This is a genomic window from Tessaracoccus sp., from assembly GCF_016714275.1.
In the GTDB taxonomy this organism is placed as follows: domain Bacteria; phylum Actinomycetota; class Actinomycetes; order Propionibacteriales; family Propionibacteriaceae; genus Arachnia.
The window spans coordinates 1-24,801 of the sequence record NZ_JADJNP010000019.1 but is presented as its reverse complement, the minus strand read 5'-3'; the positions used below and the strand labels follow the sequence as shown (position 1 = coordinate 24,801).

35 protein-coding genes are annotated in these 24,801 nt (G+C 67.7%); 2 read left to right on the top strand and 33 right to left on the bottom strand.

The window, feature by feature from the left end; genetic code table 11:
* Positions 1–19 precede the first annotated feature (19 nt).
* The 9 genes from IPJ61_RS21905 to IPJ61_RS21865 all read right to left on the bottom strand — a co-directional run bounded on the left by IPJ61_RS21905 (position 20) and on the right by IPJ61_RS21865 (position 4,424).
* Positions 20–307 carry a hypothetical protein gene (locus IPJ61_RS21905; protein ID WP_297112960.1) on the bottom strand — a complete coding sequence of 96 codons (288 nt, stop codon included), beginning with the start codon at positions 305–307 and terminating at the stop codon, positions 20–22.
* Complete coding sequence (locus tag IPJ61_RS21900) at positions 304–750, bottom strand: hypothetical protein (RefSeq protein ID WP_297112958.1); 447 nt, start codon at positions 748–750, stop codon at positions 304–306. Before IPJ61_RS21900 ends, IPJ61_RS21905 begins: the two co-directional genes overlap by 4 nt.
* Complete coding sequence (locus tag IPJ61_RS21895) at positions 747–1,181, bottom strand: hypothetical protein (protein WP_297112956.1); 435 nt, start codon at positions 1,179–1,181, stop codon at positions 747–749. Before IPJ61_RS21895 ends, IPJ61_RS21900 begins: the two co-directional genes overlap by 4 nt.
* Positions 1,174–1,695: a hypothetical protein gene (locus tag IPJ61_RS21890; protein ID WP_297112953.1), complete on the bottom strand. Its 522-nt coding sequence runs from the start codon at positions 1,693–1,695 to the stop codon at positions 1,174–1,176. The genes IPJ61_RS21895 and IPJ61_RS21890 overlap by 8 nt, the downstream gene beginning before the upstream one ends.
* On the bottom strand, positions 1,695–2,846 hold the full coding sequence (locus IPJ61_RS21885; protein ID WP_297112948.1) for a hypothetical protein: 1,152 nt from the start codon (positions 2,844–2,846) through the stop codon (positions 1,695–1,697). Before IPJ61_RS21885 ends, IPJ61_RS21890 begins: the two co-directional genes overlap by 1 nt.
* Positions 2,847–2,877: 31 nt before the next feature.
* On the bottom strand, positions 2,878–3,138 hold the full coding sequence (locus tag IPJ61_RS21880) for a hypothetical protein (RefSeq protein WP_297112945.1): 261 nt from the start codon (positions 3,136–3,138) through the stop codon (positions 2,878–2,880).
* Positions 3,138–3,977 (bottom strand): hypothetical protein, encoded by an 840-nt coding sequence (locus IPJ61_RS21875; protein WP_297112943.1) that lies wholly within the window; start codon positions 3,975–3,977, stop codon positions 3,138–3,140. Before IPJ61_RS21875 ends, IPJ61_RS21880 begins: the two co-directional genes overlap by 1 nt.
* Complete coding sequence (locus IPJ61_RS21870; RefSeq protein WP_297112941.1) at positions 3,977–4,120, bottom strand: hypothetical protein; 144 nt, start codon at positions 4,118–4,120, stop codon at positions 3,977–3,979. The genes IPJ61_RS21875 and IPJ61_RS21870 overlap by 1 nt, the downstream gene beginning before the upstream one ends.
* A gap of 112 nt (positions 4,121–4,232) precedes the next feature.
* Positions 4,233–4,424: a helix-turn-helix domain-containing protein gene (locus IPJ61_RS21865; protein WP_297112939.1), complete on the bottom strand. Its 192-nt coding sequence runs from the start codon at positions 4,422–4,424 to the stop codon at positions 4,233–4,235.
* A 105-nt stretch (positions 4,425–4,529) separates the two neighbouring features.
* Here IPJ61_RS21865 and IPJ61_RS21860 point away from each other — a divergent pair, with 105 nt between their 5' ends.
* Both IPJ61_RS21860 and IPJ61_RS21855 read left to right on the top strand, forming a co-directional pair.
* On the top strand, positions 4,530–4,871 hold the full coding sequence (locus IPJ61_RS21860) for a helix-turn-helix domain-containing protein (RefSeq protein WP_297112937.1): 342 nt from the start codon (positions 4,530–4,532) through the stop codon (positions 4,869–4,871).
* Complete coding sequence (locus tag IPJ61_RS21855) at positions 4,868–5,641, top strand: endonuclease/exonuclease/phosphatase family protein (protein WP_297112935.1); 774 nt, start codon at positions 4,868–4,870, stop codon at positions 5,639–5,641. The genes IPJ61_RS21860 and IPJ61_RS21855 overlap by 4 nt, the downstream gene beginning before the upstream one ends.
* Before the next feature lie 319 nt (positions 5,642–5,960).
* On the opposite strand, the gene IPJ61_RS21850 is transcribed toward IPJ61_RS21855, so the two are convergent.
* The 24 genes from IPJ61_RS21850 to IPJ61_RS21735 all read right to left on the bottom strand — a co-directional run bounded on the left by IPJ61_RS21850 (position 5,961) and on the right by IPJ61_RS21735 (position 24,749).
* Positions 5,961–6,263, bottom strand: coding sequence for a phage fiber-tail adaptor protein (locus IPJ61_RS21850; RefSeq protein WP_297112933.1), 303 nt, complete (start codon positions 6,261–6,263; stop codon positions 5,961–5,963).
* On the bottom strand, positions 6,263–7,657 hold the full coding sequence (locus IPJ61_RS21845; protein WP_297112931.1) for a hypothetical protein: 1,395 nt from the start codon (positions 7,655–7,657) through the stop codon (positions 6,263–6,265). The genes IPJ61_RS21850 and IPJ61_RS21845 overlap by 1 nt, the downstream gene beginning before the upstream one ends.
* 9 nt (positions 7,658–7,666) lie before the next feature.
* The gene (locus IPJ61_RS21840; RefSeq protein WP_297112929.1) at positions 7,667–8,764 is read right to left on the bottom strand and encodes a hypothetical protein; all 1,098 of its coding nucleotides are present in this window, start codon (positions 8,762–8,764) and stop codon (positions 7,667–7,669) included.
* Between the two features lie 5 nt (positions 8,765–8,769).
* The gene (locus tag IPJ61_RS21835) at positions 8,770–9,264 is read right to left on the bottom strand and encodes a hypothetical protein (RefSeq protein WP_297112926.1); all 495 of its coding nucleotides are present in this window, start codon (positions 9,262–9,264) and stop codon (positions 8,770–8,772) included.
* Positions 9,265–9,411: 147 nt separating this feature from the next.
* The gene (locus tag IPJ61_RS21830) at positions 9,412–9,687 is read right to left on the bottom strand and encodes a hypothetical protein (protein WP_297112924.1); all 276 of its coding nucleotides are present in this window, start codon (positions 9,685–9,687) and stop codon (positions 9,412–9,414) included.
* Between the two features lie 9 nt (positions 9,688–9,696).
* Positions 9,697–10,857, bottom strand: a complete 1,161-nt coding sequence (locus tag IPJ61_RS21825) for an NlpC/P60 family protein (protein WP_297112921.1) — start codon at positions 10,855–10,857, stop codon at positions 9,697–9,699.
* Positions 10,850–11,002: a hypothetical protein gene (locus IPJ61_RS21820; RefSeq protein WP_297112918.1), complete on the bottom strand. Its 153-nt coding sequence runs from the start codon at positions 11,000–11,002 to the stop codon at positions 10,850–10,852. Before IPJ61_RS21820 ends, IPJ61_RS21825 begins: the two co-directional genes overlap by 8 nt.
* Before the next feature lie 39 nt (positions 11,003–11,041).
* The gene (locus tag IPJ61_RS21815; RefSeq protein WP_297112915.1) at positions 11,042–11,389 is read right to left on the bottom strand and encodes a hypothetical protein; all 348 of its coding nucleotides are present in this window, start codon (positions 11,387–11,389) and stop codon (positions 11,042–11,044) included.
* Positions 11,390–12,013 (bottom strand): H-type lectin domain-containing protein, encoded by a 624-nt coding sequence (locus IPJ61_RS21810; protein WP_297112912.1) that lies wholly within the window; start codon positions 12,011–12,013, stop codon positions 11,390–11,392.
* Between the two features lie 18 nt (positions 12,014–12,031).
* Complete coding sequence (locus IPJ61_RS21805) at positions 12,032–14,179, bottom strand: hypothetical protein (RefSeq protein ID WP_297112909.1); 2,148 nt, start codon at positions 14,177–14,179, stop codon at positions 12,032–12,034.
* Positions 14,180–14,183: 4 nt separating this feature from the next.
* Positions 14,184–15,758, bottom strand: coding sequence for a phage tail tape measure protein (locus IPJ61_RS21800; RefSeq protein ID WP_297112905.1), 1,575 nt, complete (start codon positions 15,756–15,758; stop codon positions 14,184–14,186).
* Positions 15,751–15,897, bottom strand: coding sequence for a hypothetical protein (locus IPJ61_RS21795; RefSeq protein WP_297112902.1), 147 nt, complete (start codon positions 15,895–15,897; stop codon positions 15,751–15,753). The genes IPJ61_RS21800 and IPJ61_RS21795 overlap by 8 nt, the downstream gene beginning before the upstream one ends.
* 41 nt (positions 15,898–15,938) lie before the next feature.
* Positions 15,939–16,292 (bottom strand): hypothetical protein, encoded by a 354-nt coding sequence (locus tag IPJ61_RS21790; protein WP_297112899.1) that lies wholly within the window; start codon positions 16,290–16,292, stop codon positions 15,939–15,941.
* Positions 16,289–16,747, bottom strand: coding sequence for a hypothetical protein (locus IPJ61_RS21785; protein ID WP_297112896.1), 459 nt, complete (start codon positions 16,745–16,747; stop codon positions 16,289–16,291). Before IPJ61_RS21785 ends, IPJ61_RS21790 begins: the two co-directional genes overlap by 4 nt.
* A 12-nt stretch (positions 16,748–16,759) precedes the next feature.
* Positions 16,760–17,785 (bottom strand): phage tail tube protein, encoded by a 1,026-nt coding sequence (locus IPJ61_RS21780; RefSeq protein WP_297112893.1) that lies wholly within the window; start codon positions 17,783–17,785, stop codon positions 16,760–16,762.
* On the bottom strand, positions 17,785–18,144 hold the full coding sequence (locus IPJ61_RS21775; RefSeq protein ID WP_297112890.1) for a hypothetical protein: 360 nt from the start codon (positions 18,142–18,144) through the stop codon (positions 17,785–17,787). The genes IPJ61_RS21780 and IPJ61_RS21775 overlap by 1 nt, the downstream gene beginning before the upstream one ends.
* Complete coding sequence (locus IPJ61_RS21770; protein ID WP_297112887.1) at positions 18,141–18,638, bottom strand: hypothetical protein; 498 nt, start codon at positions 18,636–18,638, stop codon at positions 18,141–18,143. Before IPJ61_RS21770 ends, IPJ61_RS21775 begins: the two co-directional genes overlap by 4 nt.
* The gene (locus IPJ61_RS21765) at positions 18,638–19,183 is read right to left on the bottom strand and encodes a hypothetical protein (RefSeq protein WP_297112885.1); all 546 of its coding nucleotides are present in this window, start codon (positions 19,181–19,183) and stop codon (positions 18,638–18,640) included. Before IPJ61_RS21765 ends, IPJ61_RS21770 begins: the two co-directional genes overlap by 1 nt.
* 68 nt (positions 19,184–19,251) lie before the next feature.
* Positions 19,252–20,520: a phage major capsid protein gene (locus tag IPJ61_RS21760; protein WP_297112882.1), complete on the bottom strand. Its 1,269-nt coding sequence runs from the start codon at positions 20,518–20,520 to the stop codon at positions 19,252–19,254.
* A gap of 75 nt (positions 20,521–20,595) precedes the next feature.
* On the bottom strand, positions 20,596–21,357 hold the full coding sequence (locus tag IPJ61_RS21755) for a head maturation protease, ClpP-related (RefSeq protein WP_297112879.1): 762 nt from the start codon (positions 21,355–21,357) through the stop codon (positions 20,596–20,598).
* The gene (locus IPJ61_RS21750; RefSeq protein WP_297112877.1) at positions 21,350–22,585 is read right to left on the bottom strand and encodes a phage portal protein; all 1,236 of its coding nucleotides are present in this window, start codon (positions 22,583–22,585) and stop codon (positions 21,350–21,352) included. The genes IPJ61_RS21755 and IPJ61_RS21750 overlap by 8 nt, the downstream gene beginning before the upstream one ends.
* A complete protein-coding gene (locus IPJ61_RS21745) occupies positions 22,582–22,791 on the bottom strand; it encodes a hypothetical protein (RefSeq protein WP_297112874.1) in 210 nt (69 codons plus the stop codon). Before IPJ61_RS21745 ends, IPJ61_RS21750 begins: the two co-directional genes overlap by 4 nt.
* 13 nt (positions 22,792–22,804) lie before the next feature.
* Positions 22,805–24,295 (bottom strand): hypothetical protein, encoded by a 1,491-nt coding sequence (locus IPJ61_RS21740; RefSeq protein WP_297112871.1) that lies wholly within the window; start codon positions 24,293–24,295, stop codon positions 22,805–22,807.
* Entirely contained in the window at positions 24,285–24,749 is a 465-nt protein-coding gene (locus tag IPJ61_RS21735) for a hypothetical protein (RefSeq protein WP_297112868.1), read from the bottom strand. Before IPJ61_RS21735 ends, IPJ61_RS21740 begins: the two co-directional genes overlap by 11 nt.
* Between the last annotated feature and the right edge of the window lie 52 nt (positions 24,750–24,801).

Below are 24,801 nucleotides of genomic sequence, written 5' to 3'. Positions count from 1 at the left end.
TCGACGGTTGAGCGGGTGCTCAGAACAGCGGGGTGGCTTCGGAGCGGGAGTGCTTCGGAGCCTCGGGCGGGCAGTCCTCGGTGTGCTTGCGGAAGACGACGAACCCCGGCTTGGGCTCCTCGCCTCCCCTGAGGAAGTAGCCAGCGGTGTAGCGGACGCCGAGCTTGCGGGCGGCGATGTTGCCGGTGCGATCGGGGACGGGGTTGACGGCGACCGGGAAGGTTGCGCGGGGGGTGATGACCTCGACGAACCGGATCGTCGCCTCGCAGCGCTTGCAGGTAGTGGGCTTGGGGACGGGGCGGTTCATGGCGTTGTCCCCCACCGCTCGGGGTCGGTCCAATCCAGCAGCTCGTCCAGCGAGGTGGCCAGCTTGTCGACCATGCGGTACATCAGCTCAGGCTCGAACTTGTCCTGACTCAGCAGGATCGCGGTGGGCACGGCCGCACCTGCCGCCCAACCGAGTTCGAGGTGAGCAGACCGACCACACGGCAGGACAAGCACGAACATGTCCGCCCACCGCATCGCCTCGAAGTCGGCGTCGAACCCCTCGACTGCCCGCGGATGATCGAGACAGTCGCGGTAGCTCTCGATCGTCCAGCCGAGCCACTCCGGGTCAATCTCGTGCCAGCCGAACCCGGTCTTGCCGGGCGGGTTGCGGAAGTCGTAGACCTCGTGGCCCTGCTTCCGAAGTGCGCCGACAACGGTGGGCTGTTCGGCGCAGCGCCACGACGAGGCGACATAGATCCTCATGACTCGCCCCCGAAGTCGCCGACGATGACCTGATTGCCGGTCATGGAGGGCTCGACGACCATGGGGAGCGGAGTACCGAGGAATGCTCGGCTGACCATGTCACCCTCGTCCTCGCCGACGTCGGTCACGGTGAGCCCAGCGAGCAACGGCTCGCTGCTCTGCATCGGGATGATCCGGTGCTGGTAGGGACCGGGGTCCTCGGGGTGCTCCTGCTCGTAGCGGATCCGCAGCGCGTCGCACATCGCGAACTCGACCTGCGCCGAGACGTTGTCGCAGTCCGGGCAGGGCCTCGCGCCGAACGGAGGCCGCTTGGGCTGCCGCTCGCCACGAGCCGGGATGGACTGGCCGCAGAGGGCGACCTGAGCGCCGGAGCAGGCGACGTGCCAGACGCGGCCCTTAGGTAGGCGGAACCAGAGCAGATGGCTAGCCATGGTTGGCCTCGATCCGGTCGGCGCGGTATGGGTTGATATGTGCCGGGGCGGGGACGGACTCGCCGACCTTCAGGTGGGCGCGACTTGCGCGGGCAGCCCAGCCCTCGTTCCACGCCTCGGCCTTGACCTCCGACTCGGTGCGGCCCGGGAGCAGCACCAGCACGGCATGCGCTGCCTCATTGAGGGCGTCGAGATCGCAGTAGCAGGGCTCGTCATCCTCCGGCGTATCGAGATCGAAAGAGGCATGGATCGCGTCTGCCACCTGCTCCACCGTGGGCTGCGCGGTCGGCTGCTGGCTGACCACCCCCAGCGCCTCCGCCAGCTCGCCGACGATGGCCGAGCAGTCCGAGCAGGCCATGGCGCGGAGGGTCGTCCGCTGGTCCTCGGTCTCGGTCCGCAGGATCGCGGGGAAGGACTCGACCATGCCCGTCCCGCAGAGGACGACCAGGTCGCCGTCGATGATCGCGTGAGCCACGTCCTTAAAGCGGCCTCGGGCCCACTGCACGCGGGCCATCACTCGCCGCCCTCGGTGAGCGAACCGACGTAGGTCTCCAGCTGGTCCCGGTCGCGGGTGCGCTCGAGCTTCTTCAGCAGCTCGCGCAGGTCGTCCGACGTCAGGTCGTTGGTCGAGTCGACGTCGTCACGGCCCACGAGCAGCCGGGTGAACATGATCCGCTCGTCACGACTGACCGGCTTGCCGAGGATGCGCTCGTACTGCATCTGCACCGTGACGATGTTCTTCGCCCGGATCTCCGCCTTGGCGGCGGCCAGCGGGGTCACGTTGGGCTGCTCGCCCGGCTCCACGATCGCGACGTCGTAGACGCCATCCTCGTCAGGCTCGGCGTCCAGTGTGGGTTCAGGGGCAGGCTCGGGGCTCGGCTGGGTTGCTCTGCCCCGCGGCGTCAGCGGCGCCCGCTTGCGACCAGGGGAGGCCGCGGGACGTTGCTCCGACGCGGCCTCCCCCGGTGCCGGAACCCCACCCATTGCCGTGGGTGCCGCGCCCCCAAGCGCGGCAGGGGTTCCATCCTCAACCGCCGGCGCGGGGGTCGCGCTCTGGCGGGAGACCTTGGCCGAGGACTGCTCCAGCGGCAGCAGGACGCCGTCGGAGTCGGCGGTCATGTCCTGCAGCTCCTCGACCGACCTCATGCCGTGGATCACGTCGGCGAACAGCATCCGGGCGAGCCGGGTGGTGCAGCGGGCGAGCAGCATGTCGGAGGGGCGGGTGCGGTAGTTCGGGTTCTTGTTCGCGTCGCCCGCGGTGACGGCCTCCTGCATCGTGTAGGAGACGGTCGTCCACTCGCCCTGGTCCCAGGTCGAGCGGCGCCCCTTCATCACGCAGCGGGCCGCGGTCATCTCGGTGATCCGGATGCTGTGCCCGGCCTGGTCGATCAGGGCACGCATGGCCTCCGCCGAGACCCCCACCCGTCCGTTGATGACGTAGGACGCGGCCAGCCCAGTCATGGGCGGCAGGCCCAGCTCGCGGGAGTGCAGGATCGCGGCGACGACCTTGGGGACGCTGCCCCTCATGTCCTTCGGGACGAAGTCGGTGTTCGCGATGTTGGTGGCCAGGGCGATGACGTCGGCGAGGACGACCGTCCAGGAGTCGGTGGTGGGATTGATGAGGGCCGGGCTGTTGGCCGGCGGGTCGTAGCGTTCGAGCGTCATCGACGGATGACCTTTCGGGTGTGGGTGGGTTTCAGAACGGGGGCTGGTCGTCGGCGTCGACGCCCAGTTCGCTGCGGATCGCGGCCGCGGCGACGTCGGCGATGCGCTTGGCCTGGTACTCGCGGTAGCGCTTGGCCTCGGCGATGACCTCCAGCAGGCGGTCGACGTCGCACTCCTCGATCGCGCCCGGGCGTGACGGCCAGTGGACGATGACGCCGTCCTCGTTGAGCACGACGCGGGTGCGCTCCGGCCCCTGCCATTCGATGCGATACGGGGTGAAGTTGATGGCCATCAGTAGGGCGCCTTCTCAGTAGCAGGGAGGTTCTCGGGCCAGACCGGCTTGCCGATCGGGTTGTCATAGGAGTCGTCGTCGCGGTAGTCCCAGCCGGTCCGCTTGTGCCAGCTCTCGAAGATCTCGAGCATGTGCAGGAAGGCCTCGAAGATGGTCGGGTCGAGCTTGATCGGCACCATCTCGACGGAGTCCTCGAGGACGTGGGCCACGAGCAGGGTGTCGATCTTCGGCATGGGCGCCTCGAGCCACTCGGTCTTAACCCCACCGCGGGGGCCGGTAACCTCGGTGCCGACCAGACGCAGGTCACAGTTGGCGTAGGCGTTGAGCTGCAGCGCGACCTCGGCATAGACGCCCTTGCCGGTCTTGATGTCCATCAGCGCCCGGCCGAAGCGAGGCGACTCGGCGATCAGGTCGAAGGTGCCTGCGAAGGCCCACTCGGTGTGGCAGACGGGGGTCTCGGTGGCGATCACATCGAGGTCCCAGGCGTCGAGGAACTTGGCGTACGCCTCGACCTGCGAGCGGATCTCTAGCGGGACGTCGACCTGCTCACCCTTGCCGAGCTTCTCGCCCAGGTCGTGGATCCGGTTGCCCTTGACGACGGCCTTGCGGTTGGTGTTGTACCGGGCCTTCTCCATCAGCGAGATGCGCTCGCCGGGACGCATCCCCGAGAGCTTGTCCCAGTTCTCGTCGGCGTAGTAGGCCGTCTGCTGGGCTGCCCAGTTGACCAGGGCGGGCTTGTCGAGGATGCCGATGACGGTGGTGACGCCGGGGATGCGGGCGCCGTCGAGGGTGTAGGAGTGGCTGCTGCCGGCGTTGCGGCGGGCGAAGCGCTGGGCCATCACGCCACCGCCAGATCGGCAAGGGTGAGGTCGACGTAGTCGACGATCAGCCGCTCAGCCTTGGGGAAGTCGTTCAGGGCGATCGCGTTGGCGATACCGAAGCGGGCCAGGACCCGGTTCACGGTGGCGAGGTAGGCGGTCATCATCATGCGATGCCCCGAACTGCGAGCCAGATGAGCCAGCCGAACAGTCCGCCGGCGGCGAATGCTGCGCCGGTCAGGAGGGCGTTGGTCAGGGTGGGGAGGGCGAGGGCGATCACGAGACCGCCTCCGTCTTGAGGACGGCCTCGACGGTCGCCTTGGAGAACAGGAACGCCCCACGCTTGCCGGGAGCCTTGGCTGCAGGAGCGATCCGGCCAGCCGCAACCCATCGGGTCAGAGTGGAGCGATCGATGCCCAGTGCGGAGCAGACCTCGGCGCTGGTCATGAGGGCTTGGGTTTGTGACATAGCCCAGAGGTTATGCAGTTGCACAACGTTGTGTCAACACGTTGTGCAGGTGTGTCGCCCGCTTCCCTCTTGTCGTATGCACTACGTAGTGCAAGAATGAGCGCCATGAGTCAAGAGCACAGTGTCGACAACGTGCCGGAGTTCGACCTGGTCGACCGGCTTCACAAGGCCATGCGGGAGCGTGGCACCAACGCGACCCGGCTGGCCAGCGAGCTGGGCGTGCACCGCAATACGATCAACAACTACCTCTCCGGCAAGCCGATCGACCGCCGCACGATCATGGCGTGGGCGATGGCCTGTGGGGTTTCGGTGTCCTGGCTTGAGCACGGGACCGTGACTCCGCCGTCCGGAGGCGGTACGAATATGGACATGACTTCGCGACACGTTAGAACATGTGTTATGGCTGCACGCTCTAGCCATAGCTACCTTCAGGCAGTGGCGGCATGATCGCGCAGCTCGCTCGCACCCTCGTCGCGGCGATCGCCTCCCTCTCCCTGCTAACGGGCTGCGTGCCCTCAGCGGCAGCCGATGACACCCCCCCGGCGCCGGCTACGCCGACCGTGATGACGCTCAACGTGCACGGCGGACTCGATCGCGAAGGCGGCGGAAATCGCGGCCTCCCCACCAAGGTGACTGCCGACGTCCTCGCCCTCGTGGCCCTCCACCAGCCCACGGTCGTCGCCCTACAGGAACTCTGCGGACGCCAGTACCGCGACCTCCGCACCAAGCTCGCCAAGCTCGGCTACTCGGGTGCCTTCACCAACACCAAGGCCTCGACCGGATGCAACGACCGGGCCCGCGGCAACCAGTCGGGCAACGGGATCTTCATCAAGGGCTCGATCCAGACCCGCTACGTCTGGGCCCTCCCGTGGGGCGCGAACGCCAAGGGTGTGACCGGTCGCCAACCCCGACGCCTCCTGTGCGTGAAGCCCCTCGGTCAGTCCTGGCGGGCATGCGTGACGCACCTCTCGCCCCACGCTCCCGACGTGACGAGGCAGGCGGCCAAGGTGGTCAGCGCGATCGCTCGATGGGGCGGGCGGGTCATCGTTGCCGGTGACTTCAACCTCAGCCCGAAGTGGATCGGCCGGACGTTCCCCGGATACAGCGATGCTGGCGAGGGCATCGACCACGTCATCAGCTCGACGGCCGCCACCGTGGTCGCCGTGGAGCACGTTCCGTCGAGCGATCATGACGCGCTCGTGGCGGCAGTCGCGTGAGCCTGATCGTGGTCCCGGGTGGACTGTCAGAGGTGCCCATCAGGATCACCACCATGAGCACGAATCGACAGTCGGCGAAAGACATGACCTGCGCTCGATCCAGAAGCTCCTCGGGCATGCTGACCTCAGCACGACTCAGCGTTATGTCGGAACGACCACGGAGCAGCTGCGTGTGGCCGTAGGCTTCGCCGCCTGAAACGCACAAAATCGCCCCTCTGCCGCGATGGCAGAGGGGCGGTCATGTGATTGGGCGGGAGCGGGCCTGCTGGGTCAGCAGCGCCTCAGGTGGCGTGAATGGCGGGCCTTCGCGGGCCTGCCCTCAGAACTGGTAGCCGACCGTCAGATCGAGCGCCAGGGTGTCGACCCGGCCCGCTGTCGTGGTGACCATGCAGAGCACCCGGGCGGTGTCGCCGAGGACCCCACCCGTCGCCCAGGCAACGACGCCCATTGCAGCGACGCCACCTACGGCGATGATCGTCCCGGCATCCACAGTCATGGCCGAGTCGGTGACGATCGAGACCGCCTTGCTGGCGATGGTGTCACCGTCGACCAGCTGGTCGGTCCAGTCGAACGTGTAGTCCAGGCGTGCGCCTGGACGGTGCCAACGTGCCTCGACCTGCATCACTGTCTCCTCTTCATTGCTTTGACTGTTCGGCTTCCGCCGCCCTGCACGAGCCGCCGGGATGTCCGGGCTTGCACGATCCTGTAGCTGGGGGTGCCGGCGGGCATCGGCAGCAGAATGACGATCGTCCGGACGTCGGTCGCGGCGGCTGCGTCCGTCACGACCCGCTCGATGGTGAGTGCGACCGAGACCTGATCCGTGCCGCCGGCCGCGTCCGCGCTGACCATGACCCGGGCGAGCGAGGCGGTGGCCACGTCTGTGCCACCAGCAGCGTCGGCGGCCGTTCGCGACACATCGAGGACGCGGGTGGCTGCGTCGGTTCCGGCGGCAGGATCGGCAGGGAGTCTTGCCGCGGTGGCAACGATCACCAGCTGATCAGTGCCGCCAGCGCTGTCGGCTGGGGCCACGCCCCAGCTCAGGACGGCGGTGGCGCTGTCGGAGAGCCCCGCAGCGTCCGCGATGGCTCGAGCGAAGTCAGCCATTGCCGACGCTGAGTCGATCGCCCCGGCGCCGTCGGCTGCCGTGCGAGCCGTGGCCGCAGCGATCGAGGCTGAATCGGAGGCGGCCCCACCGTCGTTGCTGCTGGGGCCGTAGTCGATGGTCTGCGGGCCGTCAAGGTCGGTGACGCCGGCTGCGTCGGCCAGGCTCTCGACCATGTCCTGCACGGGGGAGGCGGTGTCGGTGGCTCCGGCGGAGTCTGCGGGGCTGCTGGTGTAGTTGGTTGCCGCCGACACGGGCGCGATGGTGGGTGGGGTGGTGTCGGTGTCGATGGCTGGCTGCGTGAAGCCGAACGCGAAGCCTGAGGTTGTGGCCGTGGCGGGGTCCCCGACGCGGAACTCGCTGACGGTCTTGGTCCCAGATCCGCCGCCGTAGTTGCCGGTCAGCGGCCCGGAGTCGTAGACGAGGGTGTCGCTGTCGTCGTAGACGCGGGCGCGGCCAGACCCGTTGGAAGTCGTGGTGCCCGGCGTGGCCTCGAGCTCGAACCGGTAGATCGTGTTCAGGCTGATGCTGCCGAGGGTTGCCACCGTCGACCCGGCCTGGTTCTGCACGGTGACAGAGCCAGCAGTCGACACCAGCTGGCGGATGCAGTTGAGCGTTGACGTGCGGAGGGTCGTGAACTCCTGCGCTCCGCCAGTCGGCCAGTTCTCGAACGAACCGTAGACCTGGCCGGTGCCTGCCGCGGCCGCCGTCGTCGTGACCTTGATGTTCGCCTGGTCGGACGTGCCCGGGGACGTCGCCCGGAGGCCCATGTTCGAGCCACGGGACATGCCGTAGTCCGCCTCGTAGGCGACCGCACCCGCGCCGGCAACGATGACCGAGGCCAGGTTGCCGGTCGGGGTGGCGGTTGCGCCGTCCGTGCCGGCCGGGTCGAAACGCTTCAGGTTGGCGGTCACCGGGGCCTCCTAGAAGTTGTCGTTCTGGATGCCATTGGCTCGAGGTGTGGTGAGCGCCGTTCCCGCACTGCCCCCGTCGAGCCAGACGTTGGTCGTGTTCACCACGGCACCCCCGGACGTCAGCCCAACGATGTCGGTGTTGTTCACCGTCTGGTTGTAGAGCCGGATCCAGTACTCGTTCGCGGTGAAGGCCAGCGTGACCCCATTGCGGACGGTGCCGTTGACGTTCTTCGCGGGCCGGTCGACCGTTGAGAATCGGTTGTTGGTGCAGACGAACCCGTTGCCCAGGCTGCCGACGTTCATCATGATCTTGGTGTTGCGGAAGTAGTTGCTGTCGATGATGACCGTCGAGTCGACAGCCGCGACGTTCCCGTTGACGAGGATGCCCGAGCCGGGGCAGTGTGGCGTCGGCATCAGCAGCGGCCAGTCGCCAGCGTCGGTCGAGGCGTGGGTGTTGTAGTAGGTGCCGGAGCCGGTCATGTAGTGGCCGGTGCCGTTGATCGCGTTGCCGATGACCTCGATGAACCTGCCGCCCTGGATCTGGATCGGGTCGGAGTGGGTGCCGTCGGAGTGGTCCCGGTCGGTGTAGGTGTATGCCCGGTCCTCGATCAGGCAGCCCTTGACCTTCACGTTGGCGTCGGTGCCGTACTTGTTGTAGATCCCGACCCCATCGACCCCGCCGACGATGCGGCAGCGGTACAGCTCGAACTGTTTCCCGAGCGCGCCGTCCCTGCCGTCCGACTCCTTACGGGGCCGGATCGTGCAGTCGGTGAGGACGGCCTGCCCGGTGCGGCTCTCGACGCAGGACAGGACCCCGATGTTGCCGGAGGTGATGGCTTGAGAGCCGCCCACCAGCAGGCAGTCGGTCAGGGTCGCGGAGCCGGCGAACACGATGTCGCCGAAGATCCGCTTGCTGGTGATGACCGTGCCGTCGGGGATGGTGACCGAGTCGACGTCGGCGTTGTAGTCGTGGCTGCCATCCGAGAGGACCGCCTCGGAGGTGAGCGTGCCCGCCGTGCTGGCGTCCGGCTCGTAGGTGCCGTACACCAGCGCATCCCGGCCGAACGCGGGAATGCTCCCCACCCTGACCGAGATGTTCTGGGGCACGGCCGTCAGGCTCCGAGGATGGTGTGCGTCCAGGTCACCGTCAGTGTGTCGCTGGCGCCCTTGCTGCCGATGCCGGAGAGCAGTACGCGGGCGATGGTGTTCGCTGCGGTGCTGGTGGCGTCGGCAAGTGCGTCGGTGCAGAGCACGGCCTCGGTGATCGGTGAGGCGGTGGTGGCCTTGCCTGCCGCGAACGCAGCCACGAAGGTGACGACGCCGGCCACTGCGGTGACGGTGCTGGTCAGCGCCTGGTGGCTGTTGCTCAGGTAGGTGACCAGGGCTGCGCCGGCGCCGGTCTTGGCGACCGCGGTGGAGCCGGCACCGAGCTTCATGCCGGTCACCTGCGCGGGCAGGCCGGAGAGGAGTGCGGCGCGGCCGGCGTAGAACTGGTCACCAACGGCGGTGATGAGGTTGCGGGTTTCGCAGCGGGCCTTGAGCTTGCCGTCAGGGCCGCGGAGTTCGGCCACGACGAGGCCGTGGATGGTGGACTGGTCATCGGTCATGATTGCTTCTCCTTGGGTTCGTTCGGCCACTCGTGCAGCCGGTCGCGGTAGTAGCACTGGTGGCCACCGTCGTGGCCGGATATGACGGAGCAGGCCAGCCGCGTGGGCTGGCCTGCGTCGTCGATCAGATGAGTGGCCGAGCAGCAGCTAGGCGTCGGTCTTCTTGGGCTCTGCGCCGAGGCCGATCTTCGTCAGCCACGCGTTGACGATCGGGATCGCGATGATTCGGGTGAAGGTTGCCGAGATGGCGACGATCAGCCCGACGCCCCACGCGATGTAGGTCATCACGTCCGCGGGGATGTAGCCGCCGAGCTTCTCCTGGACGATGGCCAGCAGCTGGGGCCCGACGATGCCGAGGGCGAGGATGACGCCGAGCACGGTGCGGACCGTGGCCTTCCACGGGTAAGCAGTCTGGGTGGGCATGGTTGCCTCCTAGTTGGACGAGACGCCAGCCGGGATGGTCCCGGCGGTGATGACGAGGTTGTGATCGGAGCCGATGCCGGACTGCTTGACGTTGTAGCCACGCCACACGACAGGGGTCTCGGGATCGGACTGGACCCGGTCGGTGACCGAGGTCTTGTAGGTCGCTGCATTGCGGGTGCTCGACTTCGCCGCGGCGCTCCGGACGTCGATCCAGCCATCGGCCCAGCTCGGCTTGTCCATGCCGTCGCCGCCGATGATCCGGACGCCGTCATGCTTGCGCATCGCCGCGGTGAAGGCGTCGACGTAGCGGGCCTGGCTCTCGAGCGAGGCGACCTTGTTGGGCGGCAGGTGGTAGGCGCCGAAGATCATCGTGCGGCCGGTGGCGCGGTCGACCAGCTCGGCGATGTCGCCGCCGTGATAGTCGGTCGGGCCGAAGGTGATCGGGTCATCTCCGGCGGCGTAGCTGAACCGGTGCTTGTCGAACATGATCGCCTGCGTGCCGCGCTCCCACACCAGCCAGCGAGCACGGCCACCGGGCATCGCGTCCCGGAGCACGTAGCGGATCGCCGAGGGTGCCTCGGTCAGCAGGTAGACGTCAGCCTTCGCGGCCACCACGGTGGCAGCCAGGGCCCGCTCGCGCGCCGGCGTCAGCGGATCGCCGAACCGGGGGTCCGAACAGTTGAAGGTGGCGACCCGGAGATCGAGCGCGTCCAGCGTTGGGGCCGGCGCGGGGGTGCTGGTGGCCAGCCTGAAGGCAGGCAGTCGACGGACGCCGGTGTAGTAGCGCCGCGTCCCCCAGTAGGAGAGCGTGGTGCGGACCACACCGTAGGCGCGGCCGCGGGCCTCGATGATCCGCCAGTCGCCGTTGCTCAGCTTCTGGGTCAGGACGGCGATGTGGCCGATGCCGTTGGAGCGGGCCGGGTTGTTGCGCAGGAAGACCAGGTCACCGACCTTCTCGGCTCCCGCGGTGACGGCCTTGGTGCGGTTGTATATCCCGGCCGCGGTGTCGTCACCCATCGGGAGGGCGCCGCTCCTGTTGTTCAGCCACAACACGAGGCCGGAGCAGTCGAACCTCAGGGGGCCGTTCGCGCCTAGGACGTACGGCTTGCCAACCTGCTGGTCAGCGAGGGCGGCGTACTCGGCCGCGGTGAACAGCGCACCCTCAGGCATGATCGTCCACCTCGAGTTCGTCGCCCGTGGTCGGTCCCCAGTCGGTCGGGACCTCGATCACGTCGGCAGGCTCGGCAGGCTCGGGGCCGTCCATCTCGCCCAGGTCGACGTCCAGCAGGCGGTCGGTGTCGTTCGTTTCAGGCATGCGAAAGCGCCCCCTCTCAGGGGTTCGACGGCGGGTAGGTCAGTGGCCGAAGAGGCCGTGCTTGACAGGCTTGGCTTCCAGCTTCTCCAGCCGGACACCGACGTCCTTCACGTAGCCCTCGGACCAGTTGATGTGATCCTCGAGCTTCTTGCCCTGCGTGGCCTGGACGGCCTTGATCGAGTCGAGCGCGTCCTTGACCGACGACCCGCCGTTGTTCTCGGTGAGCGTCTTCTTGATGTCCTTCATCGATCGCCGGTTCAGCATGCTGATGATGCCCGGCCAGATCAGGACCGCGAAGACCAGGACGATAATGACCAGCGCTTGCCAGCCGTTCACCACGGCGGTGATGTCGACGTAGTCGCCGATGCCTTCGAGTGGAACCAGCATTCAGAGCCTCCCCGTAGCGATCCAGCAGACGTCGGTGGCGGTGTTGTTCGTGCGGTAGACCCAGAGCTTGAAGCTGGTCGTCGTGATGTCGGTTGCCGCGCTGCTCTTCACTGCCGTCCCCGGGAACGCCGAGGCCGGGGTGGTGACCACGCTCGGCGCCGCCGCGAACGGGGTCGCGAACGTGACGGTGATGTACGTCGGGGTGTTGGCCACGGGGGTGATCGATGTCCGGCCCGACTGCGTCAGCTGCGCGCCCCCTGCCTGATTCAGCAGGCTGGCATAGGCGGGTTGGGCCGTGGTGTACCCCACCGTCAGCCCCCACGCCTGCCACAGCAGGGTCGTGGTGGTGGTGTTGGTCCGCAGCACCGTGGCCGTGAAGCCGCTCACGGTCCTGCTCGTCACCCCGGCCATCTTCACCTGCGAGCCGCAGACGGTCGTGGCCGGAGTGACGAACACCAGCGGGGTGGAGGGGAAGAGCCGCGGGAAGACGACGCTGACCGTCGTCGGGACGTTCGCCACCGGGACGACCCGCACCGATCCGGACTGGATGAGGCGACCCGGCGTCAGGGATTCGAGGTTCGCCTTCGTGGCGACCTCGCCGTCCACGAATACGTGAGCCACCATCGAACCACCTCCAATCAGTTAGGACGCGGCCCACCAGAGCGTCGTCGCGGTCGTGTTCGTGCGGTAGATCCAGGCCGTGAAGCCGGTCGTCCCGATGGCCGTAACGCCGAGGCCCTGAATCTCGTTGATGGCCCCCGTCGCCGGAGTCAGCACCACGGCGGTTGGCGCCACCGCGTAGGCCGGGGTGAAGGTGACCGCCACGGAGGTCGGGGTGTTCGCCACGGGGGTGATGGAGAGTGACCCGGTCCTGATCTCGACACCGGCGTACGCGACGCCATTCAGCAGGGCTGCGTCGATCTCATCGCCCGCCCTCACCGTGCCCTCGGAGGGGATCACCGGACCCAGCGGACCGGCCATCCGACCCGAGCCGACCACGCCACGGGTCGCGTCCCCGACGATCAGCAGGTCGTCGCGCGGATCCGGTGAGGTGGTGAACTCCATGTCCCACACGTCGGCACCGTAGGTCTCCACCAGAGAGTCGGCGATGCCGGACTGTGAGGAGGACGGCAACTGGCCGGGAAGTCCGGGGACCACGAGCACGGAGCCGACGTCAGCCAGGGCCAGCGCTGCAGCCTCGGCGTCCGACAGGTTGAGCAGGTGATAGGTGGCGTCAGGGAACCGCGGCATCCCGCCACCTGACAGCACCCTCCAGTCCGTGACATCCCGGCCATTCTCAGCGGACAGGACGCCGGGGAGTTCGAGCTCACCGGTGCCAGTCGAGTAGACCGACCCGTCGGGGAAAGTCATCTTCGCGCCGGCGATCGCACCGTCCACATCAGCACCCCACTCGAGGGCGGGATCGATGTCGCCCGAGGGTGCCGTGATCGGGGTCGGGTAGTAGTCCCAAGCGGAGACGACGATGTTGCCGTCGCCCCCACAGAAGATCCTCGCCATCGAGCCGCGTGCGTACTGGTCAAGGATCTCGGCAGCCGACAGCCCCTCGGTCTTCAGCAGCTGAACCGGCTGGTCCGTGCCCAGGGTGGAGACCGTCTCAGTGAGCCCCGACCAGCCCATGACCGTGGCGATCGCCGTAGACATCATGAACATGGCGGCCGGGCCGTTCGTCACATCGGAGGCCAGGCCACCCGGACCGACACCACCCCAGAGACCCAGGTGCTTGACCTCGCCGGAGTACATCCGCGCCCGGCCCGACTCGACGGCGAACGCCCCGCCCACACTGACCAGCGAGCCGAGCATCGTGTCGGAGTTGTGCCGGGTGCCGGTGGTGCCCGAGCTGCCCAGCTTCACCGTGGTTGCCGTCACCACCACCGACTCCATGACGCCAGGCGTGATGGCCGAGGTCGAGGTGGACAGGACGTAATCGATCGGGTCGCCCGAGGAGTCGAGCATGGTCTCGATCGCTGAGAACTTCTTGGATGCGGTGTCGTACCAGATGCCGATACTGTAGGAGTCGTTGCCGATCTGGCAGAGGTAGCCGTCTTTCGCTGCCGGCGTGGGGAATACCGTGAGCGCCCAGGCCGCGGGCAGGTCGATACCGGTGGCGGATCGCAGGTAGATTCCGCTGTCCGATGCCGGGGTGAGGGTGAGCCCGCCGACATTGTCGGTCGGCAGCACCGCGCCGGCAGCCCAGCCGATCTCCCCGCCGGTCTTCCACTGCTGCACCGCCAGGGCGGGCCGGTTGTTGCCGGACTCGTCGGCGGCCTGCGTCGACTCGGAATCGGTCAACGGCCAGTAGCCGATCGGGCTCCGTGCCGCAGTGGCCTCCACGGCCACCGAGCGCAGCGGCTTGTAGGCCATGCCGATCGCGTCAATCGCGGAGATGGACACGTTGCACGCGGTGCCGACCTCGTTGGTCCAGGTCAGCGGCTCAGCCCAGACGTAGCCTCCGAAGCGCTGGTGCCACGCGCTGGCGTAGTAGGTGGAGAAGCGGATCTGGCGACCCTTGGTGAGGTACGGGTAGAACGGGCTGGTGGCCTTCTCCGGGGTCAGCGCACCGTCGTTGTTCTCCAGTACGCAGTCGAGCGTCCCGGTCGCCGTGCCGCCCTCGTCGGACACGCCACGCACGATCTGGACCGGCCCGCCCGACTCCGACCACAGCACCCGAGACTGCGGGGTTGCTCCGTCGAGCCGGGCGGGGGTGGCAGCCATGTCGACCCAGCTACCGTTGAGCAGCATCTCGAGCTTCACGGCAGGCAGGGTCGCCATCAGGTCACCTTCCCTTGACTGGCCGCCATCCGGGGCCGTACGACTGGTTCAACGTGGCCTGCGCGCGGGCGATGCGGCGGGCGGCGGCGTTCGGGTTGGTGTCGCCCTGAATGTTGAAGTGGTTGACCACGAGAGCACCACCGCCGCCGCTGAGCTTGCCTTGGCTCTGAGCCGCCCGCGTCTGCCCAGTGCTGAGGATGCGCGAACCCTGAGGGAGGTAGACCGCCTCAGGACTATGGCCCATGCCGTCGCCCACCATCGTCAGGCCGCCCGCGAAGGAAGCCGTGCCGCTGGCGTTCAGAGCGATCCTCTTGGTTCCCCCGACTGTGGTGACGTGCATCTTCTGAGGCCCCGACTTGGTGAACCCGACGCCGACCGTAACCTTGGCCTTTGACGCCTGCAGTTGCCTGATGCGCTTCGCGATCTTCTCGGCTCCGGAGGTGTCGCCCTCACTCTTGAGCTTCACGGCCTTCTTGCTCAGCCGTGCCACCTCGCTGTCGATCTTCTTTACCTTCGCCTTCAGTTTGGAGTCGTCGACGTCGACCTTCGGAGGGGCATCCTTGCTGAGCGATTCCATCCCGGTGGCGATCGTCTCGATGCCGGTGACCACAGTGCCCAGCTTCTCGGCTGCACCCTTGGCCCACTCGAAGCCGGGGATCGTGCCGAGGGCCTCGAGCATGGACTTCGCACCACTGACCCCCTGCGCGAAGCCGCGCACGAGGAAGGCCAGGCCGGGGAGTACGAACTTGCGGATGATGTCCCAGACCCCGCCGAGCGCCTGCCCGACCAGGTCGAAGGCTGCCGACGCTCCGGCCGCTACCTCAGGGTTGGCGGACAGCCAGTCGATGACGCCCTGGCCGGCATCCATCAGGCCAAGCATGGCCGGCTGCAGCTTCTCGCCGACCGACTCCTGCAGGTTGCCGAACGTGGCCGCGAGGATCCTTGACTTCTTCTCAGCGTCCGGGACCGAATCGGCGAACCCGCCGACCTTTTCCCTCAGTCCGGCCATCACCTGCGCGTAGTTCTTCGCCGGATCCTTCTGGTCCTTGAAGTCGATACCCAGACCCTTCAGGGCCTTGCCGCTACCCATAACCGCTTTGCCGAGGTCCTTCGCCGCGGCCGGGAGTGACTTCCCGGTCTTCGCCGCGTAGTCCTGCAGCAGCGGGGTCATGGCCTTGATCTGCTTGCCGGTCAGCTTGTAGGCGCCGAGCTGCGCCTGACCCGCCGCGGTGTCGTCAGCGTCGATCCCGCGCTTGCGCTCGAGCTCGTCGTTGTACTTCCGGAGCGCGGCGATGTTGACGTTCTGCACCTTGGGGAAGCGCTTATAGGCGTCCTCAAGCTTCTTCTGGCTGGCATCCGCGTCTGCGAAGGCCTTCACGCTGTCCATGCCGAACTTGCCCGCGGCGATCCCGGCGCCGATGATGACGCCGGCGAGGCCGAGCATCGCAGCCTTACCGACACCGCCCAGCTTCGAGAGCTTGCCGCCCGTGGTGCCGGCCTCTCGGCCGACGCCCTTCAGGGACTTCGACGCCGTGCGGTCGTCGCCCAGCAGGACCAGCTTGAGCTTCTGCTCAGCCATCGCTCGGCCTCCTCTGGTGTTCGTCGGAGAAGTCGCGGTAGGCGCACCACTGGCCGTACGTCAGGCGGACGATGTCCCACGGGTGCAGGCCGAACAGGAGCCCGACCTCGACCAGGTGCTCAGTGATCTGCTGCTCCACCGGGATGGTTCTGGCACGCCGCCACGAACCCGGCTGTGGAGCTACTTGGCGGCGACGTCTTTTCCCTCGTCGTCCTCGTTCTCGCCGTAGAACTCCAGCTCATCGAAGGTGTAGTCGAGGCAGTCGGCCGGCCAGACGTCCTCACCGGACTGCCGGCGTGCGAGCCAGATCCCAATGACCAGCGTGAGCCGGAACTCGGGATGTTGCCGCTGCTCCTTCAGATCGGGCAGCCCATTGATCTCCTTGGCGATCGCCAGCAGGTCGTCCCATGTGCGGGCCTCGCTCAGGCCCGACTCGCGCAGCCAGCGCTCCACCTTGATCTGGTCGCCGAGCACGGCCTTCTCCAGGTAGCCGAAGGGGTAGCGCTGCCCACGCAGTTCGTAGCCGTCACTCACTTCAATCTCCTCAGTGCGTTCTCGACGGCGGTCGACATGCCTGTGACCATCTCGTCCTTGTGGTTCATGAAGGCGTCGGACCAGGTATGGCCCTTCACCTCTTGGTTCGCCCAGCCCCACTCCTTGCGGGTGCGCTCAGGCCTGCCCCAGACCGGGTGGCGGAGGATGCCCTTCGCGTCGAGCCGGGGGATCAGGTCCTTCGCCTTCATCCCCAGCGCGAACTCCAGCCGGGTGCCCGTGATCGAGACCGTGACCTTCGCCGTGGCGACGATCCAGGCGGCGAGCCCACCCCCGTGCGGGAGGGGCTCGACGCCCTCATTCAAGATCTGATCGCCGTCCGCCCGGCCGAGGTCGCGCAGCTCCTTGCGGATCTCGCGCGCCAGCTCCTTGTCGGCGTCCTTCGTCTTGGCCGCGAACTCCTTGTAGTCCTTGGCGCTGACGTGCTCCGGGGCCATGGCGGCCTCCGATCAGAGCGCGGTGTCGAACGTCCGCTGCACGATCTGCAGCAGCGGGTTGGTGTCGTTCTCCAGCGCGGTGAAGTTGCACGACGCCTTCGTGGTCTCACCGGTCGGCTTGGGCAGCTCACCCTCCAAGCGGAAGTTCGCGATGTCGAACTCGAACGTCTCCTTGTTCGCGCCCAGCGCCGCGCCCTCGAAGCGCACCACCAGGGTCAGGTCGGTGTCGGCCAAGTAGCCGTCCCGGTAAACGGTGTCGGAGTACTCGATGCCGAGCGTGCCGGTGACCCCGGCCTGACCGGGAATCGGGATCGCCTTCTTGCCACCGCCGCCGGCGAGGAAGCGGGAGACGTCGGCATTGCGCGTGACATCCATGCTCCAGTTGGTGATGTTCGCCAGCGGGGTCGCCCCGATACCCAGCGCCAACGTGGTCGGCGCGGTGTAGGCGCCGCCGTACAGTGTGGCGCCGGCGAACGTGAAGAAGTTCAGCGTGCCAGACGGGGGGCCGTAGGTCGACAACCCGGTGGCCGTCGCGAGATCGCGGGCGTCGATGTCGAACTTCATCTTCAGAATGTCCGCGTTGTCCATCGAGAAGCCGAACGACGGGATCACGCAGCCGGTGTAGGTGAACGGGTCGATGATCGTCGAGCCGTCCGGCTGGATGCGCGGAACGCCGAGCTGTGAGGTGAACGGCTTCAGCGCCCCGCCGAGCGTGTGGACCACCTGATTGCCGGTGGCGAGGGCGGTGTTCGTCGGGGTGCCACCGGTGCAGAAGTTGACCAGCATCCCGAATCCGCGGCTCAGGACCTCCTGGTTGAAGCTGGCCCCATAGTCGCCGTTCGGGGTGGCGCGGCGCGACCGACGCGGGCCGACCTGGCCGGGCTTCAGACCCGAGCCCTGCATCCGGTTCGGGCGGAAGTCGAAGCCGTCCCCAGCGATGACCTCATGGAACCGGCCATTGACCGTGGTCGGCGTGACCGGTGTGCCATAGGCGATCTCGGGCGCGATGCCCAACTGGGCGTCAAGTACCGATGCCATCACGCACCATCCTGTCCGGCCATGGGGGCCTTGATCTTCTTCGCGTCAGCCTTCGCTGCAGCCTGGATCGCCTCATCCATCGCGGCCTGCGCGGCGGCGAGCGCTTCGGTGTGGTCGGGTGCCGGCTCGTCCTCGACGACGGCGGCCTCGGCGGCCTCGCGCTCGGCCTTTGCCTGCTCGATCAGGGCGGCGATCAGCAGCGCCTTGGCCTCCGGATCGCCGGGGGCGAAGATGCCCTCAACCATCACAGCCTTGGCCTTGTCGGCGTCGGCCAGCTCGACCTCGGCGCCGGGGTCGACGTCACTCAGGCCGAGGGTTGGGTAGTCGGCCTGGTAGTAGCCGAGGTGCTTGAGTTTCACGAGCTGCTCCTCTGGAGTCTGGATTCGAACTTGATGGCGAACAGCACGACGCACAGCGCGCCGCGGGTGGTCTGCCGCTGGTCCCACGCCACGTTGGTGAACGAGGTCTTAATTAGGCCGTCGACGCCGTCCGAGCCACCCGAGGCGAGACGGACGTTGGACATCAGCAGCCGTTGCGCGGTGGCAACGATCGAGAACGCGCCACGGCGGGCGGTCCGCATGTCGCCCGAGCCGTCCCACCGGACGGCCGAGCAGAGGAACGAGCCATCCTCGGTGCGGGTCCGCGCGGTGGCGTTCGACCAGGTCTGATCGAAGCTGCCGGCGGAGTTGTCGCGGGAGGTGCTGCGCGGATCGGCGAGGCCCACATAGAGCAGGGCCTCGGCGTCATCCCCGACCGGGTCGGGTCCGTCGACCACGAGCACGTCAGGGAGGGCTTCGACCATCAGCTCAATGAAGGCGTCGACGGCGTCCGGGGTTACCGAGGTGTCAGCCATTACCCCACCCGCCCCTGCACGATGAGGTACTTGTGACCAAGGTCGAGCGCGGAGCTCGGGGTGACGAAGTGCGTCTGACTCGTGTCGTCGTCCGCGTCCATCCGATAGCGCTTGGCAACCCGGATGTACTGGTGACCGATCATCTTCGCCATGCCGCGCGCCCAGGCCGGAGCCTTGGCATCCTCGACGGTGTCGTCGAAGTAGCCGGTCTCGTAGGTGACGGCGAGGTCGGCGGTGATCGGTGCGCGATCCTTCCGGAACAGCACCTGTCCGTCCCAGTCCCAGTCGGTCAGGGTGTAGGCCGAGCCGGTGAGGTAGTCCGCCACCACGGTGACGCCGGCGCGGGTTGCTCGAGCTGCGAGGCATACCCGGTCAGACCCGGCAACCTCGACATGCTCGGCGGTGATGGTGGCCCAGGTGATCGGACCGCAGAGCTCCTCGACCTTGTCGCAGGCGATCTCCGCCGCCTCCTCGAACCTGTCCTGATCGAAAGCCTGCTTGGCACCGGCAGCGCTGCGCAGGTCGTCCGCTGTGATCCATGCCATGGAGGCCTCCTAAGCCGAAGGCCCGGGGCCGGCGCTTCGTGGGCGCCGACCCCGGGATGGGGATCAGATCAGGCGGTCGGCGTGGTCTTGAACGCCTTGAAGGCGTTCAGGTCCTGCGTGGTGCCGTCCCAGCGATCGAAGGCCACGAAGGCCACCTGGCCGTACTCGGCGTAGCGCTCGGAGAGGCGCAGGAGAACGGTGGAACCGTTCACGTTGCGGATCACGTAGGCGCCCTGGATGTTGCCGTAGCCGAGGCTCAGGCTGTTCTGGGCGATGGTCGCCATGTCGTTGTTCACGACGAGCGGCTTGCCGGCCAGCATATCCGGGACGCCGGCCTGCACCGACGGCTCCCAGATCGGGCGGCCGGTGGTGTCCTTCAGCTTCCGGAGCGCCTTGCGCACGGTCTGGTGGGCCATGAACTTGCAGTTCGGGTGGTTGCCGTACGCCGGGTCCAGCGACTCCTGCAGGTCGATCACGTTGTCGTAGGAGATGCCGCCGGTGGAGGCGAACGAGCCGGAGCCGGTGACCGCGGGGCTCGCGCCCGTGGTGGTCATCAGGCCGTCGGGCTCGGTGGTGCCAGCGCCGATGGTGAACTTCTGCGACAGGATGCGACCGATCCGCTCACCGAGCTTCTTGGCCAGCCACTGCTCGGAAACGGTGGAGTCCTGCAGGAACTGCAGCGACACGCGCACCAGCTTGCTGGTCCACATGTAGGCGTCCAGCGAGTTGGTGCCGAACGTGAAGTCCTGCTCGGTCACCGCGACGTTCTCGCCCACCATCGCGCCGAGGTTGCCGGTGTCGTCGTTCGACGGCCAGGGCAGGTTCGCTCCGGTGTCGGTCGGGATGAACTCCGACTCGGTGAGCATGACGCCGTACGCCTTCATGATCTCGACCATGATCGCGCGGAAGGCCGGCGGGACGGTGTAGCCACCGATGGAACCGGAGCCCACGCCTGCGGCGTTCTTGATCTCCTGCCGACGGGCGGCCATCAGCTGGCGACCCTCGCTGGTCATGTCAGCCATGCCGGTCCGCATGAACTCGTTGAACGCCTCGCCGTACTGCTCGTCGGCGTCGCTGTCGGAGATGCTGCCACGCTGGGCGTCGGTGAGGCCGCCGGGCATGTCGACGATCTTGTCGAGCCGGGCGTCCAGTGCGGCCGCCTTCTCCTGGTTGACGGCGCGCTCCTCGAGGGAGTCGATGCTCGCCTCGAGGCGGTCGGCCGTCTGCTTCTCCTCGGCAGTGAGCGCCCGGTCCTCAGCCTCGGCGCCGTCGATGATGGCGCGCCACTGCTTGTACTCGCTCGCCCGCTGTTCGCGGAGCTTGGTCGTGTTAGCCACGATGGTTCCTTTCTTCCCGCACGGCGGGCTTTCCCGGGAGGCCTGCTGCCGCCCGGGTGGTATTTGGTGGTTGGCTCAGCCGAGCCGGTGGTACTTGTCAGCCACGCGCTTGCGCTCGGACTGGAGGCCAGCGGCGATGCCGCCCTTGTTGGTGATGAGCGGTTCGGGAGCCTCGTCCCGGCCGCCGAACTTGAAGGTGGACAGGTCGAAGCTGGCCGCTGCGTCCTTGACCGCCTGGTCGTCGGAGGTCTCGCCGACGATCGAGTCGGCCAGCCCTGCGGCCACCGCCTCCTCCGCCGAGTACCAGGACTCGGCGAGCATGGCCGTCCGCCACTCGGCCGTGGTGCCACCGGTCTTGCTGGCGTACACCGAAGCGATGTTGTCGCTGAGGCGGTCGAGCAGGTCGCCGGCGTCCCGCATGGTTGCGGCGTTGCCGATCGCCAGGCCCCACGCGTCGTGGATCATCAGCTGAGTGTTGGGCGACATCTGAACCTCGTCGGCCCCGCAGGCGATGAACGATGCGGCCGAGGCCGCCAGCCCGTCGACGATCGCGACCACCTTGGCGCTGTGCTGGCGCAGCTGGTTGAGGATCGCCACCCCCTCAAACACCATGCCCCCGGGGGAGTTGATGTGCAGGTGGATGGTGTGCACCTCGGTCGGCAGCGCGGCCAGGGCGGAGGCGAACTCCTTGGCGCTCACACCCCAGTCGCCGCCCCAGTCGTCGATCGGGTCATAGAGCCGCATCTTGGCGACGCCGTCGGAGATCTCCGGGACGAGCACCGATGCGCGGATGCCCGAGGTGGGCATCGCATTGCGGAAGCGGAAACGGTCAGGCACTGGAGGCTCCTGTCTGCGTGGTGGGTGTGGTGCCGAGCGGGGCCATGTTCAGCGGGACGTAGTGGACCTCACCGCCGGCGATCGGGGACATATCCTCGAAGCGGAGGATGTCGTTGATCGAGAGGGCCCCGATCATCCACATCTCGCGGTAGAAGGCGGCCCGTGCAGCCGAGTCCCCGCGGAGCAGGCCCTCGACGCTGAACTTCGCATAGGCCGGCTCGGGCGGGAGCACCTTGGTGAACCGCTGCTCAAAGCGCTCGAGCCAGGACCCGAGGGTGAACTTCAGGAATCCGATCTGCTGCTGCTCGATGCCTGTGCCCCAGCTGGTCGACTTCTCGGTGGAGTTGAGCATGAACGAGGGCACGCCATACCAGCGGCCCACCTCATCGATCTGGAAGCTGCGCGACTGGAGGAACTGTGCGTCCTCGGGCGGGATCGTGAGCTGCTGATACTTCAGGCCGCCGTCAAGGAAGATCGTGCTGAACGCCTTGTCCAGCCCCTTGCGCTTCTGACTCCACTGGGCGTCGAGCGCCTTCTGCTGCTGTTCGGTCAGGCTCTTGTCGGTGGTCACGATGCCGGTCGACAGCGCGCCATTGGCGAACAGTCGGGCGCCGAACTCCTCGGCGGCCAGCGCCAGACCGAGGCCCTGCCGGGCGGCCTTGATGGCGCTGATGCCCTTGACCCCGTCGTAACCGAAGCCCGGGATGTGGAGTACTCGAGCGCGCTCGTCGTCGCGCTTCAGGTTCGCATCGGTGAGTTCACCGGGAACACCCTCGACCTGGTAGACCTTCGTGCCGTCCTTGCGGCGTGACGGCTTCACCGTCGACGGGTGCAGCGGTAGCAGGTAGGGCTGGCCCTTGCCGGTCCACACCAGCAGGCAGTAGGCGTTGCCCCACAGCAGCACGTGGCCGAGCAGGAGCTCGAGCCATTCGAAGCGGGTCATGTCCGGGTGGGGGTTGTCGAGCAGCATCGCCGCCCGGCTGCCGGCGGGCATCTGCTCGCGAGAGTCGCCGACCGTTCGGTAGGCGTGCAGTGGGAGGCCTGCGATCGTGCCGGCGATCAGGTTCACGGCCCGCCAGACTGCGGCGATCGTGAGCGACTTCTTCTCGTCGACGAACGGGCCGGCATTGGTGGGCAGCCCGTCGAACAGCTTGCCGACTTCGGCCGAGGAGATCGAGATCTTGGGATCCTCGAGCGAGTTCCGGATCAGGGGGGAAAAGCGGGTCATGAGACCTCACCCCCTTCGGGCTTGGTGGGCTGCAGTGGAGTGAGGGCTGCGGTGCGGATCAGGACCGGGCCGCCGGCGAGGGCGAGTACTGCGAACACGATCAGCGCCCAGGCCCAGCCGGCCAGCGCCCACGTGCCAGCGACCGCGGCCGCGACGCCGAGCGCCACCACCGCGATCCCCAGGTTCTCGAGTCGGTCAGGATCCACAGCGGCCTCCTCGTCACCAGATGTGCGGGCCGGATTCCCCGACCCCGGACAGCGCGGCGGTCATCGCCACTACTGGACCGATCTCGCCGTCGGACTTCCGACGACCCCACCGGTTGCGTTCCTCGCCGACGCTGACCAGCACCGCGGAGGCGACGGCCAGATCCAGCTCGACCTGGCCCAGGTGGACCAGCTCGTCCATCGCGATCGCGTCGACCGTGTCGGCCACAGCCTCGGGCCAGTCGCCCGGCTGGATGTACTCGACCCGGAAGCCGAGCGCCTCAAGCCGCGGACCGAAGGTCTCGGCCTGACTCTTGGCGAGGATCCGGACACGGGCGCCGGGGAAGGCCTTGGCCAGCTTCTTGAACCGCGGCAGTAACCAGGTCGTGCCGGGTCGGTGGTCGAGGCTCAGCTCGCCGTCCTTGCCCTTGCGGGTCGTGAGCTCCACGTGCTTCTTGGCGTCGGAGTTGAGGCCGGACGCCATGATCGAGGACCACGACCGGATCGGGTTGACGTCCAGGCCGAAGATGACCTCGCCGACGATGTTCGATGCGGGGTTCTCGAGCGCGGCCCATGCTTCGTCCTCGATACCCACCAGCGCGTCGTCCCCGGTCGGCTCGTCCCAGCGGCCCATGCGTTCACGCCAGAACTCCAGCGCGTCCATCGATCGCCGCTCGTCGCGGACGTACTGGATCGTGATCCGCCGGTCGATCGCCAGGTTGGCGCGACGCCAGCGGGCCTCGTCGTCGAGCACGCAGCCCTCGACCTGGCCGAAGACATGCGAGCACTCAGGACCTGCCGCGCAGATGCCCGGCAGGTCGTCACACCACTCGAGGTACAGCAGGCGCGGGTCCTTCTCCGGATCCTGCAGGCGGCCGCGATCCCGGAGCATCCGGGCCCGGGCGGAGATCCCGATGCCAGCCGATGTCGCACCGATGCGCTGGGCGTCGGGGAACGTCGACATGGCGGGCATCAGGGTGCCCTCGTGGGTCTTGGTGACATACAGGTACTCGTCCCAGATCTGCTTGCCGAACGAGCGGCCACGGCCCGCCCGCGTCGAGCGGGTGACGAACGGGAAGTGCCGGTCCTGCCCGAGCGGGCCACGCAGCACGATGTCCTCGTCGCCTTGGCCGTCAAGGATCTTCACGACATGGCGGCTCAGCGCCGGCGTCGACTCGATCATCCCGGCGAGGTGCTCGAAGTTGCCGCGCGCTGTCTTGTGCTGGTGCGCCGACCAGGTCGCGCCCGGCTCGCACGTAACGAACATCCAGCCGAGCTCGACCATCTCCAGCTCGCCGGACTTGTAGTTCTGCCGAGGCCCGACCAGCAGTGCCTCGAAGACCACCGGCAGCCCGCGCCGCTCGCCGAAGATCGCGTCCACGCCCTGCTGCTGCTCCGGATCCGGAGGCAGACCGGCCAGCGTCGCGATGTCCGCGACCTGCGGGCCGAGCGTGTAGTCGTAGGACGGGATCAGCTGGAACGCCGGCGGGACGAACTCAACCGGCATTGGCTTGCTGGCGGATCGCGATGACCTGCGCCTGCACCGCGGCGACCGGGTCGACCGCGATCTGCTCGGGCGTGGCCACCTTGTGCGCAGCCGCGGTCACGATGATCAGCTGCTTGGAGAGGGCGGCGACCGCGGAGCCCGAGGTGTCGACCCGCTTGTCGATGCGCTCGGCCAGGACCAGCGCCTGCTGACCCAGCGTCGAGTCGATCGCACTGCCGAGCTCCTTGCGCAGGGCGGCGACCACCGAGCCCACCGTCGCGGCGGCGCTCGGCTTCCTGGAGTTGCGGCGGCCGGCGATAGCCACCACGGTGGCGTCGGCGACCAGGTCGGCCTCCTCGAGGCCACGTTTCTGTGCGCGGTTCCATCGGACCCGGCAGGCCGAGGAGGCGAAGCGTCCGGTGCTCTTGCGGGGCGTGAACTCGACTCCGCATCCGCACTCGCAGGTCCGTGTCACCGTGTCACCCCCCGCTGTTACGCGTAACCGATCTGATACGGCTCAAAACGGT